General features: G+C 63.9%; 17 protein-coding genes and 1 tRNA gene. 9 read left to right on the forward strand and 9 right to left on the reverse strand.

The features are described from left to right. Positions 1 to 91: 91 nt before the first annotated feature. From ACY8GK_RS10255 to ACY8GK_RS10280, 6 genes are all read left to right on the forward strand, one after another. Positions 92 to 640 carry a lipocalin family protein gene (locus tag ACY8GK_RS10255; protein ID WP_462402948.1) on the forward strand — a complete coding sequence of 183 codons (549 nt, stop codon included), beginning with the start codon at positions 92 to 94 and terminating at the stop codon, positions 638 to 640. 376 nt (positions 641 to 1016) lie between these two features. After that, positions 1017 to 1982, forward strand: a complete 966-nt coding sequence (locus tag ACY8GK_RS10260; protein ID WP_196177460.1) for an amino acid ABC transporter permease — start codon at positions 1017 to 1019, stop codon at positions 1980 to 1982. Between the two features lie 15 nt (positions 1983 to 1997). Further along, positions 1998 to 2759, forward strand: coding sequence for an amino acid ABC transporter ATP-binding protein (locus tag ACY8GK_RS10265; RefSeq protein WP_196177462.1), 762 nt, complete (start codon positions 1998 to 2000; stop codon positions 2757 to 2759). A gap of 55 nt (positions 2760 to 2814) precedes the next feature. Continuing rightward, a complete protein-coding gene (locus ACY8GK_RS10270) occupies positions 2815 to 3654 on the forward strand; it encodes a transporter substrate-binding domain-containing protein (protein WP_196177464.1) in 840 nt (279 codons plus the stop codon). 77 nt (positions 3655 to 3731) lie between these two features. Further along, a complete protein-coding gene (locus tag ACY8GK_RS10275) occupies positions 3732 to 5036 on the forward strand; it encodes an NAD(P)/FAD-dependent oxidoreductase (RefSeq protein ID WP_462402949.1) in 1305 nt (434 codons plus the stop codon). 27 nt (positions 5037 to 5063) lie between these two features. Next, positions 5064 to 5534 carry an Lrp/AsnC family transcriptional regulator gene (locus tag ACY8GK_RS10280; protein WP_196177468.1) on the forward strand — a complete coding sequence of 157 codons (471 nt, stop codon included), beginning with the start codon at positions 5064 to 5066 and terminating at the stop codon, positions 5532 to 5534. Positions 5535 to 5785: 251 nt separating this feature from the next. Here the strand turns inward: ACY8GK_RS10280 and ACY8GK_RS10285 are convergent. The 5 genes from ACY8GK_RS10285 to dapA all read right to left on the reverse strand — a co-directional run bounded on the left by ACY8GK_RS10285 (position 5786) and on the right by dapA (position 9478). Further along, positions 5786 to 5875 (reverse strand) — tRNA-Ser (locus ACY8GK_RS10285). A 92-nt stretch (positions 5876 to 5967) separates the two neighbouring features. After that, positions 5968 to 6678: a phosphoribosylaminoimidazolesuccinocarboxamide synthase gene (gene purC / locus ACY8GK_RS10290; protein WP_196177470.1), complete on the reverse strand. Its 711-nt coding sequence runs from the start codon at positions 6676 to 6678 to the stop codon at positions 5968 to 5970. Positions 6679 to 6707: 29 nt separating this feature from the next. Further along, positions 6708 to 7466 (reverse strand): MBL fold metallo-hydrolase, encoded by a 759-nt coding sequence (locus tag ACY8GK_RS10295; protein WP_196177472.1) that lies wholly within the window; start codon positions 7464 to 7466, stop codon positions 6708 to 6710. After that, positions 7467 to 8582: an outer membrane protein assembly factor BamC gene (gene bamC / locus ACY8GK_RS10300; protein ID WP_196177474.1), complete on the reverse strand. Its 1116-nt coding sequence runs from the start codon at positions 8580 to 8582 to the stop codon at positions 7467 to 7469. A 17-nt stretch (positions 8583 to 8599) separates the two neighbouring features. Continuing rightward, positions 8600 to 9478: a 4-hydroxy-tetrahydrodipicolinate synthase gene (gene dapA, locus ACY8GK_RS10305; protein WP_196177476.1), complete on the reverse strand. Its 879-nt coding sequence runs from the start codon at positions 9476 to 9478 to the stop codon at positions 8600 to 8602. 256 nt (positions 9479 to 9734) lie between these two features. Here dapA and ACY8GK_RS10310 point away from each other — a divergent pair, with 256 nt between their 5' ends. Beyond that, a complete protein-coding gene (locus tag ACY8GK_RS10310; RefSeq protein WP_196177478.1) occupies positions 9735 to 10295 on the forward strand; it encodes a glycine cleavage system transcriptional repressor in 561 nt (186 codons plus the stop codon). A gap of 9 nt (positions 10296 to 10304) precedes the next feature. After that, positions 10305 to 10778, forward strand: a complete 474-nt coding sequence (locus ACY8GK_RS10315) for a peroxiredoxin (protein ID WP_196177480.1) — start codon at positions 10305 to 10307, stop codon at positions 10776 to 10778. 176 nt (positions 10779 to 10954) lie between these two features. Here ACY8GK_RS10315 and ACY8GK_RS10320 read toward each other — a convergent pair whose 3' ends face one another. Then, the gene (locus tag ACY8GK_RS10320; protein WP_462402950.1) at positions 10955 to 12025 is read right to left on the reverse strand and encodes an AI-2E family transporter; all 1071 of its coding nucleotides are present in this window, start codon (positions 12023 to 12025) and stop codon (positions 10955 to 10957) included. A 15-nt stretch (positions 12026 to 12040) separates the two neighbouring features. Then, the gene (locus ACY8GK_RS10325) at positions 12041 to 12280 is read right to left on the reverse strand and encodes a sulfurtransferase TusA family protein (RefSeq protein ID WP_462402951.1); all 240 of its coding nucleotides are present in this window, start codon (positions 12278 to 12280) and stop codon (positions 12041 to 12043) included. Between the two features lie 178 nt (positions 12281 to 12458). On the opposite strand from ACY8GK_RS10325, the gene ACY8GK_RS10330 reads away from it, so the two are divergent. Next, the gene (locus ACY8GK_RS10330) at positions 12459 to 13892 is read left to right on the forward strand and encodes a M48 family metallopeptidase (RefSeq protein WP_462402952.1); all 1434 of its coding nucleotides are present in this window, start codon (positions 12459 to 12461) and stop codon (positions 13890 to 13892) included. Positions 13893 to 13944: 52 nt separating this feature from the next. Here ACY8GK_RS10330 and nadA read toward each other — a convergent pair whose 3' ends face one another. Together nadA and ACY8GK_RS10340 are read right to left on the reverse strand one after the other, a co-directional pair. Beyond that, complete coding sequence (gene nadA / locus ACY8GK_RS10335; RefSeq protein WP_196177488.1) at positions 13945 to 15003, reverse strand: quinolinate synthase NadA; 1059 nt, start codon at positions 15001 to 15003, stop codon at positions 13945 to 13947. Positions 15004 to 15229: 226 nt separating this feature from the next. Continuing rightward, entirely contained in the window at positions 15230 to 16735 is a 1506-nt protein-coding gene (locus ACY8GK_RS10340) for a YdgA family protein (RefSeq protein ID WP_196177490.1), read from the reverse strand. Positions 16736 to 16935 lie beyond the last annotated feature (200 nt).

Genomic DNA, 16935 nt, shown 5'->3' on the forward strand with positions numbered 1-16935 from the left:
GCTGTACGGCATCGAACAGGGACATCACCTAGGCGCAGGCAAGATCGCGCAAGGTTCCGCGAAGAGCTGTCCTTTCTGCTGGAGAAGAGCCATGGCGATACGCAAGATCCTGCTGCTTTCCCTCGCGGCGCTGGCCCTGGCCGGCTGCGCCGGTTCCGGCGACCACGCCAAGCGTCCTGCCACGGTGCAGGTGGACCTGCAACGCTACCAGGGCACCTGGTACGAACTGGCACGCCTGCCAATGTTCTTCCAGCGCAACTGCGTGCAGTCCGAGGCGCACTATGCGCTGCGCGAAGACGGACGCATCGACGTGACCAACCGCTGCCGCAAAGATGACGGCCAGTGGAGCGAGGTCCACGGAGTCGCCGAAGCCCAGCAGCCTGGCCGTACCGACAAGCTCTGGGTCCGCTTCGACAACTGGTTCAGCCGCCTGCTGCCCGACCTGGCCAAGGGTGAATACTGGGTGCTGTACCATGACGACGACTACCGCGTCGCCCTGGTCGGGCATCCGGACCGGGATTACCTCTGGCTGCTTTCGCGCACCCCTACGGTGAGCACCGAAGTACGCGAGCGGCTGCTTGGTATCGCTCGGCAGCAAGGGTATGACACGCGTGAGCTGGTGTGGCGCAAGGGTGATTGACGGATGGGTGCCGCTCGAGCGAGGTGACCCTGCAAACCTGCAGCTGCATCAAGCGGCCGCCGTCAGGGCGCCGGACTGGCCGCGATAGGGCCCGCAGGGGCTTCAGGATCTGGCAAGCAAAAGTGTCTTGAACAGACTTGCAGGGGAAGTTCGTGTTGCTTGCGACATTCCACGAGCCGCTGCGCGGCCCATCGCGGCCGGGCCTGCATGCAGGCCGCGAAGGGCAGCCAATCGACAGATGTGAAGGTCATGCCCTCCGATCTGGCGACAGAAATCCGTAATTTGTACATATCGCCGGGTGCATGCCGGCATTCTGCGCGCCCATAATGACCCAATAACAACAAAAGGGGGCCAAGCCCCTCAGAGGGTCGAAAACATGTACAAGGACCACATCGTCAAACCCCGTGCGACGGACAGCGTCACATTCATGGCTGCGGTCGCCGTGGCGATCTTCGCCATCGCGCTGTTTTGCGGCCTGGGTGAAAGCGGCCTGGCCCGTCTGATGGGGCCGATCCTGCTCGACCTGCAAGCACCCTGGCTGCGCGATATCGCAGTGGCCGGCACGCTGACCGCCACGCTGCTGCTGAACCTGTTCATTCTCGGCCGCTTCCCCTTGCGAGCCCAGATCATCACGGTCTGGTGCGAGCTGTTGCTTCTGTTCCTGCTGTTCTTCGATACCTTCGACCTGTCCTACGGCTTCATCGCCAGCAAGGTCGGCTTCATGATCACCCAAGGGGTGTTCACCACGGTCTATATCTCTGCGTTGTCGATCGCCATCGCCTTTGTTCTGGCATTGCTGGGGGCTACCGCGCGGCTGTCGTCCAATGGCTTCGCCATCGCCATCGCCAGCTTCTACACCTCGTTCTTCCGCGGGGTACCACTGCTGATCCAGATCTACCTCATCTACCTGGGCATTCCGCAACTGGGTTATGTCGTCGGGGCGGTACCGGCCGGCATCCTGGCCCTGTCGCTATGCTATGGCGCCTACATGACGGAAATCTTCCGCGCAGGCATCAGCAGTATCCCGCGAGGCCAGTGGGAAGCTTCCCGTGCCATCGGCCTGACACCGCTGCAGACCATGACCCGGGTGATCCTGCCCCAGTCCATGCGCCTGATCATCCCACCCACCGGCAACCAGTTCATCTCCATGCTCAAGGACAGCTCGCTGGTGTCGGTAATCGGTGTCTGGGAGCTGATGTTCCTGGCTCGCACCCAAGGGCGCGCCGAATTCCGCCACCTGGAAATGCTCATCACCGCCGCCGTGCTGTACTGGCTGCTGTCGATCATCCTCGAGGCCGTCCAGTCCCGGCTCGAAAAACGCTTCGACCGCGCCCACCGCTGATCAAGGAGCTCCACGATGAACCTGACGTGCTCGGCTGCCCGGCAGCCCGCGGTAGCGATTCGCGACCTGCAGAAATGGTATGGGGACTTCCATGTGCTCAAGGGTATCGACCTGGAGATCGCCAGCGGCGAGATCGTGGTCATCTGCGGCCCCTCGGGTTCTGGCAAGTCCACCCTCATCCGCTGTCTCAACTTGCTGGAAGACTTCCAGCAAGGCGAGGTGCTGATCGCCGGCACCGCGCTCACGCGCAGCGCAGCGAGCGTGGCGGGCATTCGGCGCCAGGTCGGCATGGTGTTCCAGCAGTTCAACCTGTTCCCGCACCTGACCGTGTTGCAGAACCTGATGCTCGGACCACGCCTGGTCAGCCGGCTCGGCGAAACCGAGGCACGCGAACTGGCCTACGAATTCCTCGACCGGGTGCGGATCAGGAGCCAGGCCGACAAGTTTCCCGGGCAGCTTTCCGGCGGCCAGCAACAACGCGTGGCCATCGCCCGCGCCCTGTGCATGCGGCCCCGCATCATGCTGTTCGACGAGCCCACCTCGGCACTCGACCCGGAAATGGTCAAGGAAGTGCTCGATGTGATGGGGGAGCTGGCGCAGGACGGCATCACCATGCTCTGCGTGACCCATGAGATGGGCTTCGCCCGCAAGGTCGCCGATCGCATCATCTTCATGGACCAGGGCAGCATCATCGAACAGGCCAGGCCCCACGACTTCTTTGACAACCCCCAGCACGAGCGCGCCAGGGAATTCCTTTCGCAGATCCTGAGCCACTGACTGGCCGCCACGCCACACGATTGCCATCCACCACCGCGTAACCGGAGACTTACCGATGATCCCAGTTGCTCGCATGTTCGCCACCGTCACCTTCGCCAGCGCCCTGGCCACCTTCACTTGCGCCGCCTGGGCCGGCGCGACCCTCGATCGCATCCAGCAGACCAAGGTCATGAAGGTGGCCACGGCGGCGAACTGGCCACCCCAGTCGTTCCTGGGTGAAGACAACACGCTCAAAGGCTTCGACATCGACGTGGCCAACGAGATCGGCCGCCGTCTGGGCAGCAAGGTCACCTTCGTCACGCCCGAATACGGGATCATCACCGCTGGACGCTGGGCCAACCGTTGGGACCTGTCGGTCGGCTCCATGACACCGACCACCGAACGCGCTCGTGTGCTGGACTTCCCCGCCATCTACTACTACACCCCATACGTCTTCGCGGTACACAAGGATGCCGCCGGCACCCCACTGGCCGGCCTCAACGGCAAGACCATCGGCGTGGAGGCCGGCACCACCTCCGAGGACTACATCAATCGTCGACTGAAGATCGACGCCGTCGATGTGCCAGCGATCAGCTATGTGGTCGAACCCGGCGACGTCCAGACCTACGGCGACAGCATGGGGCCGCTGGACGACCTGCGCATGGGCAACGGCACGCGCCTGGACGCCACGCTGTCGGCGTTGCCGACCGTGCTCGGGGCGATCAAGCACGGCTACCCCATCGTGCCGGCCGAGGGCAAGCCCGCCTACTACGAGCCATTGGCCATCGCCGTGGACAAGGGTGACGAAGCGTTCAGCGCCGAACTGACCAAGATCATCGAAAGCATGAAGGCTGACGGCACGCTGAGCCGGCTTTCCAAGAAATGGTACGACACCGACCTTACCAAGGTGCAATGACCCCTACCGGCTGACCGTCGCCCTTCGTCACCAAGGGCGCACGGCCCGCTCGTGCCCGAAAAAAGGATGACTGCACGATGTCGACGTATGGCAACAACTACTACACCGCCAGCATGCGCCCTGCCTCGCAACGCCCGGCGCTCAGTGGCAAGGTCCAGGCTGACGTGTGTGTCGTCGGTGGCGGCCTGGCCGGCTTGAGCACGGCCTGGGAACTGCTGCGCCGGGGTCGCTCGGTGGTCCTGCTGGAGGGAGCCCGCGTGGCCTGGGGCGCTTCCGGGCGCAACGGCGGATTCGTCCTGCAAGGCTGGTCGGAGGGCCTGTCGGCCATCGAGCGGCGCTGCGGCAGGCAGACGGCCGAGGCGCTGTTCCGGCTGTCGCTCGAGGGCGTCGATATTGTCCGCCAGATGATCGCCGAGTACCGCCTGCCCGGTTGCGCGCCCACCACCGGCAAGCTCAGCGTCGTGCGCTACGATGACGGCGACAACCTCAAGCGCCTGCGTGATCGCCTGGCCAGCGGATTCGGTTTCGAGCTGGAGTATCTCGACACCCAGGCGATTCGCGAACGCCTGGATACCGAGCGGTACTTCCAGGGACTTCGCGATACCCATGGGTTCCACTTCCACCCGCTCAACTATTGCCTCGGCCTGGCCGATCTGGTCGAGCTCAGCGGCGGTCGCATCCATGAGCAGTCGGCAATGCTGCAGGTCGAGAGCACAGCCGGGCGTCATCGCGTGACCACTTCCCAGGGCAGCGTCGACTGCGCCAATGTCGTGTATTGCTGTGGCGGCTATGGTGGCGCCGAGTTCGGCCCACTGCGCCGGGCATTCCTGCCAATCGCCACCTACGTGGTGCTGACCGAGCACCTGGGCGAGCGCCTGCGGCAGATCGTGCGCACCACCGACGCAGTAGGCGACAATCGCCGCGCCTCGGACTATTACCGCATCGTCGATGGCGATCGCCTGCTCTGGGGCGGTCACATCACTACCCGTAACCTGCAGGACGAGAAGCGCCTGGCTCAGCTGCTGAGCGACGACATCCGCGACGTCTATCCACAGCTGGGCCAGCTGAAGATCGACAAGGCCTGGTCTGGCCTGATGGGCTATGCGCGGCACAAGATGCCACATATCGCACCCCTGGGAGGAGGCCGCTGGGCCTGCGCATCGTTCGGTGGCCATGGCATGAATACCGCTCCCGTCGGTGGTCGAGTGATCGCCGAAGCCATTTGCGGTGAAACCGACCGCTACCGTCTGTTCGATGCCTATGGCCTGGAGTGGAACGGCGGCCCCTTCGGCCCTGCTGCCGCGCAAACCGTCTATGCTGGGCTGAAACTGATGGACAAGTTCCAGGAAGCACGCTCACAGCGTCGGGCCATCAGAAACTGAAAACTCGCCCAAGGTCACCGCCTGCCCATGGACTCGCAGACTCCAGGCTCACTGTTCAGCCTCACCGAAAAAGACAGACAACTGCTGGCGCTGCTGCAAGCCAACGCCCGCGAGGCGACCGCTTCGCTGGCGCGCAAGCTGGGCGTGTCGCGCTCGGCCGTACAAGAGCGGATCCAGCGCCTGGAGAAAGCCGGAGTCATCACCGGCTACAGCGTGCGCATCGACCAGGACAAGCTGCAGCAGACCATCAACTGCTTCACCATGACCTCCTGTACCAACAAGAGCTACACCGACGTGATGACCGTCCTGCGCAAGATGGAAGCGGTACAGGCGGTGTATGCCGTATCCGGGGATTCGGACTTCATCATCCACCTGGCGACTCGCAACCTTGGCGAACTCAACGCCGAGCTGACCCGGATCAACATGATCAAAGGGGTGGCGCATACCGCTTCGCATATCGTGATGGAAACGAAGTTCAATCGGCGGTTGATGGTGTAGGGACGCGGGCGGGAGCAAGGAACGGTTTTCTGGAAAGTGCTCGGCAGCGGCACCCGCCCATTGGCCGGATCAGCAATCGAAAGAGGCCCGGCTGGAAACCGTACGGCTGTGTTCCGCAGTTGAGTGTTGAGCCGGACGGAAGGAGCGATATTGACGGACAAGGCTTGCCCTTAAACTGTCCAGACCGCCCCTGCCGAAACGACGAAGCCCCGAAAACATCAAAGTTTTCGGGGCTTCGGCTACTTCGCGTATGGCGGAGAGATAGGGATTTGAACCCTAGGTACCCGCGAGGGTACAACGGATTTCGAATCCGTCCCGTTCGGCCACTCCGGCATCTCTCCAGTGGCGCGCATGATACCAGCAGTTTTCTGAAAGGCAAAGCCCTATGACAAAAAAATTCGCGTGGTATCAGACGCTTGCGTGAACCGTCGGGTTACAGCGGCACGCCCAGGCGCTTGGCGACTTCCTCGTAGGCTTCGATGACGTCGCCCAGGCCCTGGCGGAAGCGGTCCTTGTCCATCTTCTTGCGGGTTTCCTTGTCCCACAGGCGGCAGCCGTCCGGGCTGAACTCGTCACCCAAGACGATCTGGCCATGGAACACGCCGAACTCGAGCTTGAAGTCGACCAGCAGCAGGCCGGCATCGTCGAACAGCTTGGTCAGGACCTCGTTGACCTTGAGCGACAGGGACTTCATGGTCGCCAGTTGGTCAGCGGTGCCCCAGCCGAAGGCCACGACGTGGGATTCGTTGATGAAGGGGTCGCCCTTCTCGTCGTTCTTGAGGAACAGCTCGAAGGTCGATGGCTCGAGCTTGATGCCTTCCTCGACGCCCAGGCGCTTGACCAGGCTGCCGGCGGCGTAGTTGCGCACCACGCATTCGACCGGGATCATGTCGAGCTTCTTGACCAGGCACTCGTTGTCGCCCAGCAGCTTGTCGAACTGGGTCGGTACGCCGGCCTCCTCGAGCTTCTGCATGATGAAGGCGTTGAACTTGTTGTTCACCATGCCCTTGCGGTCGAGCTGCTCGATGCGCTTGCCATCGAAGGCCGAGGTGTCGTTACGGAACAGCAGGATCAAGCGGTCGGCATCGTCGGTCTGGTAAACCGACTTGGCCTTGCCGCGGTAGAGTTCTTCGCGTTTTTCCATGATGGGCTCCGCTTGCTTGAGTAGATGGGCTAGGCGATCTGGCGCCAGTCGAGCCCTTGTTCCTGATTCGCCACCTGGAGCCAGTCCGGGTCGCACCCCAAGGTGTCGACGAAGCATTGGCGGGCCAGTCGTGGCAGGTTGTTCTTGCTGCTCAGATGGGCCAGCACCAGGTGTTGCAGGTGCTGCCAGCCCAGCTCTGCCACCAGGCTCGCGGCCTGGTGGTTGTTCAGGTGACCCTGGTTTCCGCCGACCCGCTGCTTCAGGAAGTACGGATAATGCCCGCGGGCGAGCATGTCACGACAATGGTTGGCCTCGACCAGCAAGGCATCCAGGCCCTGGTAACGCTCCAGCAGGCGCCTGTCGTAGCTGCCCAGGTCGGTAAGCATGCCGAAGCGCCGGCGGCCATCACTGACCACGTACTGCAGCGGTTCGAGCGCATCGTGTTCGACCTGCGCGGCGCTGATTTCCAGCTCGCCGATCTCCAGCCGCTGACCGCAGGCGAGCAGGCCGCTTGTCTCGACCGGCTTGCGCAGCCCGCGCAAGGTACCCTGGCTCAGGTAGACCGGCACATTGTAGCGCCGTGACAGCAGCCCGACCCCATGCACGTGATCGGCATGCTCATGGGTGACCAGGATCGCGCTCAACTGCGCCGCCGATACGCCGAGCAGCGCCAGGCGCCGCTCGGTCTCGCGCAGGGAAAAACCGCAATCGACCAGGATGAAGGTTTCACCACTGGCGATCAGCGTGCCGTTTCCCTGGCTGCCGCTTCCAAGTACCGCGAAGCGCACTTAACCCAGTCGGTCCTGGATGGCGCTCAACACGCGCCGGGCCACATCGGCAGGCGCCACGGTGTTGATGTTCTTCTCGACGGTCACCTGGACGCTGTCGCCCACCTGGCTCAGGCGGATCTGGTAACGCTCGGCGCGTGCCTCGCGCTCCTCCTCGGTCGGCTGGCTGCCGAACAGACGGCTGAAGAAGCCAGGTTGCTGCTGCTTGTCTTCAGGCTTCTCGGACAGGTTGATGTAGTACAGACCCAGGCTGCGGTTGATGTCCTCGACGCGCCACTCGCCCTGCTCCAGGGCTCGGCCCACGCTCGACCAGGCACGGTCCAGGTCGGCACCGAGGTACAGCACCGGATTGCCGCTGCCGTCCTCGCTGAGGCTGACACGGCTCGGCGCATCGAAGTCGCGCTCGGCCAGCAGCGACACGGAACCGCCCTTCTCGGCAGTACGGGTCATGCTGGCCAGCAGTTCGTCGACCAGCAGGGCATCGACGCCGCTGTTGTTCGAGCTGGACGGGAAGCCCGGTTCATCGCTGCTGCCGGCCGGACGCTCGAGCGTGACGACATAGACTTCGCTGGTATTGCGTTGCACGCCCGGCTCCATCCGCACGCGCACGCGCACTTCGCTGTCGGCGCTGCTGGCACTGCTTGCCAGGCGCTGGCCGAGCGAGGCGGAAAGTTCGTCGAAGCGCTGCCAGGTGGTGGTGAATTCGCCGGTTTGCGGACGCTCTTCGGCGATGCGGAAACCGTTGTCCTCGAAGAACTGGCGAGTAACCGGCCAGACCTCGGCCGGCGAACGCTGGGCCAGCACCCATCGGCTGGCGCCGCTGCGCTGCAGGGAGAAGTCGCTCACCTCGCCAGTGGCCGAAAGCGGCTGCGGGCGCGGCACTTCGAATTCGTTGCCAGCGGAATAGTCGGCGATGTTGCGCGGGATCGGCAGCAGCGGATCCAGGCGCTTGACGTTGGTGGCGTCCTGCGGGAGCTGCATGGGCGCGATCTGGCGCGCCTGCAGGTAGTCGCTACCACGATCGCGGAAATAACCTTCTTCTCCCCACAGCCAGCCGCAGCCGCTGGTGCTGGAGATGATCAGGGCAAGGGCGGAAAGACCAGCCAGTCGCTTCATTGCGGTGTACTTCCTCGTTAAACCAGTACGCCGGACTGGCGCAAGGCAGTACGGACTTTTTCGTGACAGCCTTCGCTCAGCCAGGTCAGCGGCAGACGAATGCCGCGCTGCATCAGGCCCATTTCGGCCAGCGCCCACTTCACCGGGATCGGATTGGCCTCGCAGAACAGGTCCCTGTGCAGCGGCATGAGTTTCTCGTTGATCGCGCGGGCCTTTTCGGCATTGCCCGCCAGGGCGGCCTCGCACATGTCGGCCATTTCGCGCGGCGCGACGTTGGCCGTGACCGAGATATTGCCCTTGCCGCCGAGCAGCATCAGCTCGACGGCAGTCGGATCGTCGCCGGACATCACCAGGAAGTCGCTGTGTACCCCATCGAGAATCGCCTTGGCCCGGGCCAGGTCGCCGGTGGCTTCCTTGATGCCGATGATGTTGGGCACGCTGGACAGCCGGATCACGGTCTCGGCCTGCATGTCGCAGGAGGTGCGGCCGGGGACGTTGTAGAGAATCTGCGGGATGTCGACAGCTTCGGCGATGTGCTTGAAATGCTGGTACAGGCCTTCCTGGGTCGGCTTGTTGTAGTACGGGACGACGAGCAGGCAGGCATCGGCACCGGCGTCCTTGGCGTTCTGGGTCAGGTGCACGGCTTCGGCGGTGGAGTTGGCGCCGGTCCCGGCGATGACCGGGACGCGGCCGCCGACTTGCTTGACCACGGCCTCGATGACCTGGATGTGTTCATCGACGGTCAGGGTGGCGGATTCACCGGTGGTGCCGACAGCGACGATCGCATGGGTGCCGTTTTCCAGGTGGAAGTCAACAAGTTTGCTCAGGCTGTCCCAGTCAAGACGCCCTTGTGCATCCATGGGTGTGACCAATGCCACCATACTGCCCGCAATCATGAAGCTGCTCCTGCCGGAAAAAGAGAGCGGTAATGGTACTGGCGCGTTCGACCTTGCACAAGCGAAGCTGGCGCCCTGAGCATTCCCCTCGGCGCTGGTTTTCGCTACCCTTCCTCCTTTGATCGGTACAATCCGGCCCGCCGGGCCTTCGACAACGCTCGCTGCCAGCGTCCATGGCCTCGTCTGCGAGCCAGGGCCCGCCACGCAGCGACTTGCGCCCACCCCTACCGACCGCTCATCGCTTTAGGAATGCTGCATGTCCACCGCCCCCGTTCGTGAACAATTTCTCGTCATCAGCGCCCTGGGCGCCGATCCCATGGAGCTGGCCAACGTCCTGAGCCGCGCCGCCTTCGACAACCGCTGCGCGGTGGTCACCTCGCGCCTGAGCCGTCACGGCGAGACCAGCGCGCTGGTGCTGCAGGTCGGCGGCAGCTGGGATGCGCTGGCACGCCTGGAGGCCGGCCTGCCAGGCCTGGCCAAGAAGCACGCCTTCACCCTCGACGTGGTGCGTAGCGCCGACCTGGAAGTGCGTCCGCAAGCGCTGCCGTACGTCGCCTACGTCAGCGCCGCCTATCGTCCGGATATCGTCAGCGAGCTGTGCCAGTTCTTCCTCGACCACCGCATCGAGCTGGAAGCCATGACCTGCGACACCTACCTGGCGCCACAGACCGGCAGCAGCATGCTCAACGCCACCTTCACCGTGATCCTGCCGGCCGGCACCCAGATCAGCTGGCTGCGCGACCAGTTCCTCGACTTCGCCGATGCGCTGAACCTCGACGCGCTGATCGAACCCTGGCGCCCACAGAACCCGATGTAAGGAATCCCCATGGCCGTACTGCTCGACCAACCCATCCCGGACTTCACCGCCCAGGCCACCAGCGGCCAGACCGTGAGCCTGGCCGCCCTGAAGGGTCGCCAGGTGGTGCTGTACTTCTACCCCAAGGACAGCACGCCAGGCTGCACCACCCAGGGCCAGGACTTCCGCGACCAGCTCGCGGCGTTCAAGGCAGCCAATACCGAGGTGTTCGGCGTATCCCGCGACGGGCTCAAGTCGCATGAGAACTTCAAGGCCAAGCAAGGCTTCACCTTCGAGCTGATCAGCGACAAGGACGAGGCGCTGTGCCAGCTGTTCGATGTGATCAAGCTCAAGAAGCTGTATGGCAAGGAGTACCTGGGCGTCGATCGCAGCACCTTCCTGATCGACCGCGACGGCGTGCTGCGTCAGCAGTGGCGTGGCGTGAAGGTCGCGGGACATGTGGCTGCGGTGCTGGCAGCGGCCGAGGCGCTGAACCGGGGGTGACGTGGCCGGGGAAAGGTTGTCTTGTCGTCTGAAACCTGGCCTTGCTCTGCCTGCCGGATCATGAGGCCGCTGCGCGCTCCATCGCGGCACCGCGGCCCCTCCCACAGCCTGGTTTCGCCAGGAGCACAGCCTCGCGCAGGAGCTGCCGGACGACGAAGCTGAACAGACCGTTGTTCCTACAACAACGGTGCTACCTCCGGCTCACGCCTTGGCCAGGCATCGAGCACTGCCTTGAACAGCGTCGCCAGGGGAATCGCGAAGAAGATTCCCCAGAACCCCCAGAGTCCGCCGAACAGCAGCACGGCACAGATGATCGCCACCGGATGCAGGCTCACCGCCTCGGAAAACAGCAGCGGCACCAGCACGTTGCCATCCAGTGCCTGGATGATCGCGTAGACCGCCATCAGGTAGATGAACTGGTCGCCCCAGCCCCACTGGAACAGGGCGATCAAGGTGACCGGCACGGTGACCACCACCGCGCCGACATACGGCACCACCACCGACAGGCCCACCAGCAATGCCAGCAATGCCGCATAGTTCAGCCCCAGGCTGATGAAGGCGATGTAGGTGGCGATGCCGCAGATGAGGATCTCGATGCCCTTGCCGCGGATGTAGTTGGCGATCTGCCGGTTCATCTCGTCACCCACCCGCGTGAGCAGGGTGCGCTCGCGTGGCAGGTAGCCGCTGACCCAGCGGGCGATCAGCTCCCGATCCTTGAGGAAGAAGAACACCAGGATCGGTACCAGTACCAGATAGATCATCGCGCTGACCAGCAACGGCAAGCTGGACAGCGAGAAGGTCAGCGCCCATTGGCCGAACTTGCCGATCTCGCCACGCACCGATTCGATCGCCCGCAGCACCTGTTCGTCGGAAACCAGGTGCGGGTAACGCTCGGGCAGCAACAGCAACAGCGACTGCCACTCGCCGAGCATCCCGGGCAACTCGTTGAACAAGGTGATCAACTGATGCCAGAGCAGCGGTACCAGCACCAGCAGGAACACCGCCAGGGCGCCCATGAACAATGCGAACACCACCCCCACGGCCCACCGGCTCGGCACTTTCAGCCGCTCCAGCGCATTCACCAGCCCCTGCATCAGGAAAGCCAGCACCAGCCCGGCCAGCACCGGGGCAAGCATGCCGCCCACGGTCAGCACCACCGTGAACCCCAGCAACAGCAAGACCGCCAGCACTACCGCCTGCTCGTCGGAGAAGTAGCGCTGCATCCAGTCGCGAAGCACTTTGAACATTGGTGATCCTTGAAGTCAGGCCTTGCGCAGCCAGTAGGTGAACACGCCCTGCTCGACGGTTTCACGCAGCAGCGTATGACCGGCCAGCTGGGCGAAAGTGCGCAGGTCGCGCTGCGAGCCGGCATCGGTGGCCATGACCTTCAATACCGCGCCGCTGGCCAGGCGACTGAGCGCCATCTTGGTCTTGAGCAGTGGCAGCGGGCAGTTGAGCCCACGCGCATCGAGTTCGGCGTCGCAGGTCACGGTGTCGTTCATGTAACTCTCCTGGAGGACGGCAACAGCATTGGCGCCGGGCAAGCGTCGCGGCCGCGCGAAGCGGCTCGGCGACCAAGCCTGGGCCGGGCGCCAGCCAAGGTCCGCTAGGATACCGCCACTGGTCGTCCAGGTGCGAGCGGGCTACAGTAGGGATCTTTTGACCGACGCGAGCGTTTGCATGAATCCACTGCGCCCTGCCCTGCTGACGCTGGCTCTGCTCATGGCCGTACCGGGTCACGCCGATGACCTGCCGGCGCTGGGCGATGCCAGTTCCGCGATCGTCTCTCCACAGCAGGAACACCAGCTCGGCCGCGCCTGGCTCAGCCTCCTGCGTGGCAATGTCCGGCAGCTGAGCGATCCGCAGCTCAAGGACTACGTGGAAACCACCGTCTACCGTCTGGCCGAGACCAGCCAGCTGCAGGACCGGCGCCTGGAGTTCATCCTCATCGACAGCCGCGAGCTCAATGCCTTCGCCGCGCCCGGCGGTATCGTCGGGGTCAATGGTGGGCTGTTCCTCAATGCCCAGACCGAGGGCGAATATGCCTCGGTGCTCGCCCACGAGCTGGCGCACCTGTCCCAGCGCCACTTCGCCCGCGGGGTCGAAGCCCAGCAGCGCATGCAGTTGCCGATGATGGCCGCGCTGCTCGCCGGAATCGTGCTGGCCGCCTCTGGCGGAGGCGATGCGGGCATGGGCGTGATCGCCGGCACCCAGGCGGCCGCGCTGCAGGAACAACGCCGCTTCTCGCGCCAGAACGAACAGGAAGCCGACCGCATCGGCATCCAGAACCTGGAAAAGGCTGGCTACGACCCGCGCAACATGCCGACCATGTTCGAGCGGCTGATGCGACAGTACCGCTACGATGCCAAGCCGCCCGAGTTCCTGCTGACCCACCCGGTCACCGAGTCGCGCATCGCCGATACGCGCAACCGGGCCGAGCAGGCGCCCAAGGGCGGGGTCGAGGACAGCCTGCGTTACCAACTGATCCGCGCCCGCGTGGCCTTGAACTACGAGGGCACGCCGGGCCTGGCGGCCAAGCGCTTTCGCGCCCAGCTGGACGAGAACCCACAGATCGATGCGGCGCGCTATGGCCTGGCCATCGCACAGGTCAAGGGCGGCCAGCTCAACGAAGCGCGCCAGAACCTCAAGGCTTTGCTGGCCAAGGCGCCCGACGACATAACCTACAACCTGGCACAGATCGAACTGGAAATCGCCAACAATCGCCTGGCCGATGCCCAGCAGCGGATCGAGCGCCTGCGTGGTCTTTATCCAGGCAATTACCCGCTGAAACAGCTGCGGGCCGACCTGCTGGTCAAGCAGAACCGCCCGGCCGAAGCGGAGAAGGTACTGGACGATCTGCTCAAGAGCCGTCCGGATGATCCCGACGTCTGGTACGACATGGCCGAAGTGCGTGGCCTGGCAGGCAACACCATAGGCCTGCACCAGGCCCGTGCCGAGTACTTCGCGCTGGTCGGAGACTTCGACCAGGCGATCCAGCAGCTCGACTTCGCCAAGCGCCGCGCTGGCGGCAATTTCCAGCTGGCGTCAAGAATCGATGCGCGCCAGCGCGAGATGCTGGAACAAGAGCGCATGGTCAAGGAAATGATGCGCTGAAGACGCTTGTGGGGGCTTTTTGCCCCCTCTGCAGGCCTGCTCGCACGACCAATCAGGCATTGCCCGACAGTTTCATCCGCGCCGCCTGGGTGAAGTCCAGCATGCGCTTGAGCGGCTTGATCGCCCTGGGAATCAGCGCAGGGTCGACGAAGATCTCGTTGCTGCCCGTGCGCAGGCAATCGAGCGTGCGCTCCAGGGTATTCATGGCCATCCACGGGCAGTGCGCGCAACTGCGGCATGCGGCGCCGTTGCCCGCCGTAGGCGCTTCGATGAAGACCTTGTCGGGGCACAGCTGCTGCATCTTGTAGAAGATGCCGCGATCGGTGGCAACGATGAAGGTCTTGTTCGCAAGGGTCTGCGCCGCGGCGATCAGCTGGCTGGTCGAACCTACCGCATCGGCCAGCTCGATCACCGATTCCGGCGATTCCGGATGCACCAGGATGGCCGCGTCCGGATACAAGGCCTTCATGTCGGCCAGCTGGCGAGACTTGAACTCTTCATGCACGATGCAGGCACCGTCCCACATCAGCATGTCGGCGCCGGTGCGCTTCTGGATGTAACGGCCCAGATGCTGGTCAGGTCCCCAGAGGATGGTCTCGCCGTTGTCCATCAGGCTCTCGACGATCTCCAGCGCGCAGCTGGACGTCACCACCCAGTCGGCACGCGCCTTCACCGCGGCGGAGGTGTTGGCATAGACCACCACGGTCCGCTCCGGATGCTGGTCGCAGAAGGCCGAGAACGCTTCTACCGGGCAGCCCAGATCGAGCGAGCAGGTAGCCTCCAGGGTCGGCATCAATACACGTTTTTCCGGGTTGAGGATCTTGGCGGTCTCGCCCATGAAACGCACGCCGGCCACCAATACGGTACTGGCCGGATGCTTGTTGCCGAAGCGGGCCATCTCCAGGGAATCGGATACGCAGCCGCCTGTTTCCTCGGCCAGTGCCTGAATCACCGGATCGCAATAGAAATGCGCCACCAGCACGGCGTCGCGAGCCTTGAGCTCGGCGGCAATGGCCGAGCGGTAGTCGGCTTCCTGCTCGGGGGTGAGCGGAAGGGGCTGCTTGGCATCAAGATGGGCTTGAACCAGCAGGCGTTCGGAAATCTGGGTCATGATCACGGGACCTGCGAGCGCGCATGCGCGTCAATCGAGTGTACCACCGGACCCTGGCAGATCGGCTGGCGGCGCCGCTCGGCCAGGACGGCCATCACGGCCCTTCTGCGGGCGCGGGTTGTTATGGACGCCGAAGGCTACAGCCAAACGCGCTGATGCAAAAGCCTTTTTTACAACCCGAGCCCGCGCTCGACGGGCCTTCGCGGGCGAGCTCGGGAACAGCCGATCAGCCGCGTGGCGCCAGGGCCCCGAGGCGCATGTTCAGGAACATGACGAACTCCTCGACGGACATCTTCTGCCCGTTGAAATCGACCACCCCATCGGCATAGTCGACGTTCGCCACCACGTCGTCGCCCTGCGCGGTCGCCAGGCCGCTCTGCACGGCCATCATGCCGACCATTTCACCGGCCTGGCTCGACTGCATCGCGATGGCCTGGGGATCGGACTGCCCTTCGAGCAACGCCTGCAAGGTGGCCAGGTCGCCGATCATCGGCTTGGACAGGCTCAGATGACCTTGCAGCCGAGCGATGATCTGGCGCCCCAGCTGGTCGGAGGGCACCTCGAACGAGGCCGGATCGGTCAGTTCGGCCTTGAGTGTCAGCCGACTCTGGCCACGCGCGGTCTTGAAGGAGAACTCCTCCAGGGCAATCTGCGGCTTGGCGGCCAGCACCTTGTGCAGGTCGGCGTGCACCTGGGCCTTCTCCTGCTCGCTCAGCACCAGGTCGGCCTGTCGACCTTCGGCAGCGGCCTGCTGAATCTGCGGTAGCCGCGATTGATACCACTGGCCAAGCGATTGCAGCGCTGGCACGTCCAGGGACTTGAAGCTCATGACCATCGCCGCGCTGCCTACCGCGCGGCCATCGAAACTGATGTCGGCTGCCTTGTATTCCACCCGGCCGCCAAGGTGTTCTTCGCCTTCGGCGGTGTAGACGTTGTTCTGTTCAAGGCCCTTGATCACCAGCGCCTGCTGCCGAAGACCGAGGACGACCTGGGTCTCGTCGAGCGCCAGGTCCATGTGGCCGAAGAAGAAGTCCGCCTGGTTCTTGCGCTCCAGATCGCCGCCGATGCGCAGGCCCTTGAACTGCATCTTCACCGGCAGTCGATCTTCGTCGACCAGGGTCATGCGCAACTCGTCGGCGCTTCCCTTGATCTTCACCCCGCGGCCCTCGCGGTCGCCCTCCAGCGCCAGGCTCATGCCGGAGAAGTCCAGGCTGTTGCCATCGGCCTCGGCGAGCTTCAAGGGCAGCAAACGGAGGTCGCTATCGATCGAGCCAGCATAGCCCAGGCTGACCTGGGCCTGCACAGGGGACTGCCCGCCAGCGGCGGCGAACCAGCTGGCAGTGCCCTCGTCTTCTTCAAGCTGGCTGTTGCTGGTCGCCATCACCGGCATCAGCCTGAGCGACTTGACGCGAGACCAGGGAAATGGTCCATGCTCGATCTGGTCGACGATGCCTACATCCAGATTCAGCGGCTCGCCTTCGCCCAGCCACACATCCTTGGTCTTGAGACGGTATCGGGCGGTGCTGGTGAACAGATGTCGGTCCAGTGAAACCAGCTCCAGACTGGCAGTGCCGCCGGTACCGGCCAGGGCCTTGTGCAACTGCTGGTTGCCTTCGGAAACGGCGCGCTCGAGCTCGGCTGGCAACCGCTTGCCGGTGTACCAGGCCCCGACGGTGGTTACGGCGGCGATGGCGACTGCCAGGCCGGAAAGGATGCCTACTGTTTTCTTCATGAACTGAACCGATTGCTGTCCTTGTTGGGCGAAAGGCACGCTGGCCCTGGGCGGCGTGCGAGGTCGCCAAGGTTACCATCGTTCGAGCGCCAGTACTGTTCGCCGCAGCAGGATTTTCCTGAGGCATGCAATGAACGCGTCGTACGAGACGAGCAATTGTTTCTATCGAGACGGTCACGCATCATGGCCGTTTTCATCCA

This window comes from Pseudomonas sp. Marseille-QA0332 (assembly GCF_054950175.1).

Excerpts from the sequence above, each read along its gene's own strand:
- ACY8GK_RS10255 (WP_462402948.1), top strand. The coding sequence starts at position 92 with ATGGCGATACGCAAGATCCTGCTGCTTTCCCTCGCGGCGCTGGCCCTG.
- ACY8GK_RS10260 (WP_196177460.1), top strand. The coding sequence starts at position 1,017 with ATGTACAAGGACCACATCGTCAAACCCCGTGCGACGGACAGCGTCACA.
- ACY8GK_RS10265 (WP_196177462.1), top strand. The coding sequence starts at position 1,998 with ATGAACCTGACGTGCTCGGCTGCCCGGCAGCCCGCGGTAGCGATTCGC.
- ACY8GK_RS10270 (WP_196177464.1), top strand. The coding sequence starts at position 2,815 with ATGATCCCAGTTGCTCGCATGTTCGCCACCGTCACCTTCGCCAGCGCC.
- ACY8GK_RS10275 (WP_462402949.1), top strand. The coding sequence starts at position 3,732 with ATGTCGACGTATGGCAACAACTACTACACCGCCAGCATGCGCCCTGCC.
- ACY8GK_RS10280 (WP_196177468.1), top strand. The coding sequence starts at position 5,064 with ATGGACTCGCAGACTCCAGGCTCACTGTTCAGCCTCACCGAAAAAGAC.
- purC (WP_196177470.1), bottom strand. The coding sequence starts at position 6,678 with ATGGAAAAACGCGAAGAACTCTACCGCGGCAAGGCCAAGTCGGTTTAC.
- bamC (WP_196177474.1), bottom strand. The coding sequence starts at position 8,582 with ATGAAGCGACTGGCTGGTCTTTCCGCCCTTGCCCTGATCATCTCCAGC.
- dapA (WP_196177476.1), bottom strand. The coding sequence starts at position 9,478 with ATGATTGCGGGCAGTATGGTGGCATTGGTCACACCCATGGATGCACAA.
- ACY8GK_RS10310 (WP_196177478.1), top strand. The coding sequence starts at position 9,735 with ATGTCCACCGCCCCCGTTCGTGAACAATTTCTCGTCATCAGCGCCCTG.
- ACY8GK_RS10315 (WP_196177480.1), top strand. The coding sequence starts at position 10,305 with ATGGCCGTACTGCTCGACCAACCCATCCCGGACTTCACCGCCCAGGCC.
- ACY8GK_RS10320 (WP_462402950.1), bottom strand. The coding sequence starts at position 12,025 with ATGTTCAAAGTGCTTCGCGACTGGATGCAGCGCTACTTCTCCGACGAG.
- ACY8GK_RS10325 (WP_462402951.1), bottom strand. The coding sequence starts at position 12,280 with ATGAACGACACCGTGACCTGCGACGCCGAACTCGATGCGCGTGGGCTC.
- ACY8GK_RS10330 (WP_462402952.1), top strand. The coding sequence starts at position 12,459 with ATGAATCCACTGCGCCCTGCCCTGCTGACGCTGGCTCTGCTCATGGCC.
- nadA (WP_196177488.1), bottom strand. The coding sequence starts at position 15,003 with ATGACCCAGATTTCCGAACGCCTGCTGGTTCAAGCCCATCTTGATGCC.
- ACY8GK_RS10340 (WP_196177490.1), bottom strand. The coding sequence starts at position 16,735 with ATGAAGAAAACAGTAGGCATCCTTTCCGGCCTGGCAGTCGCCATCGCC.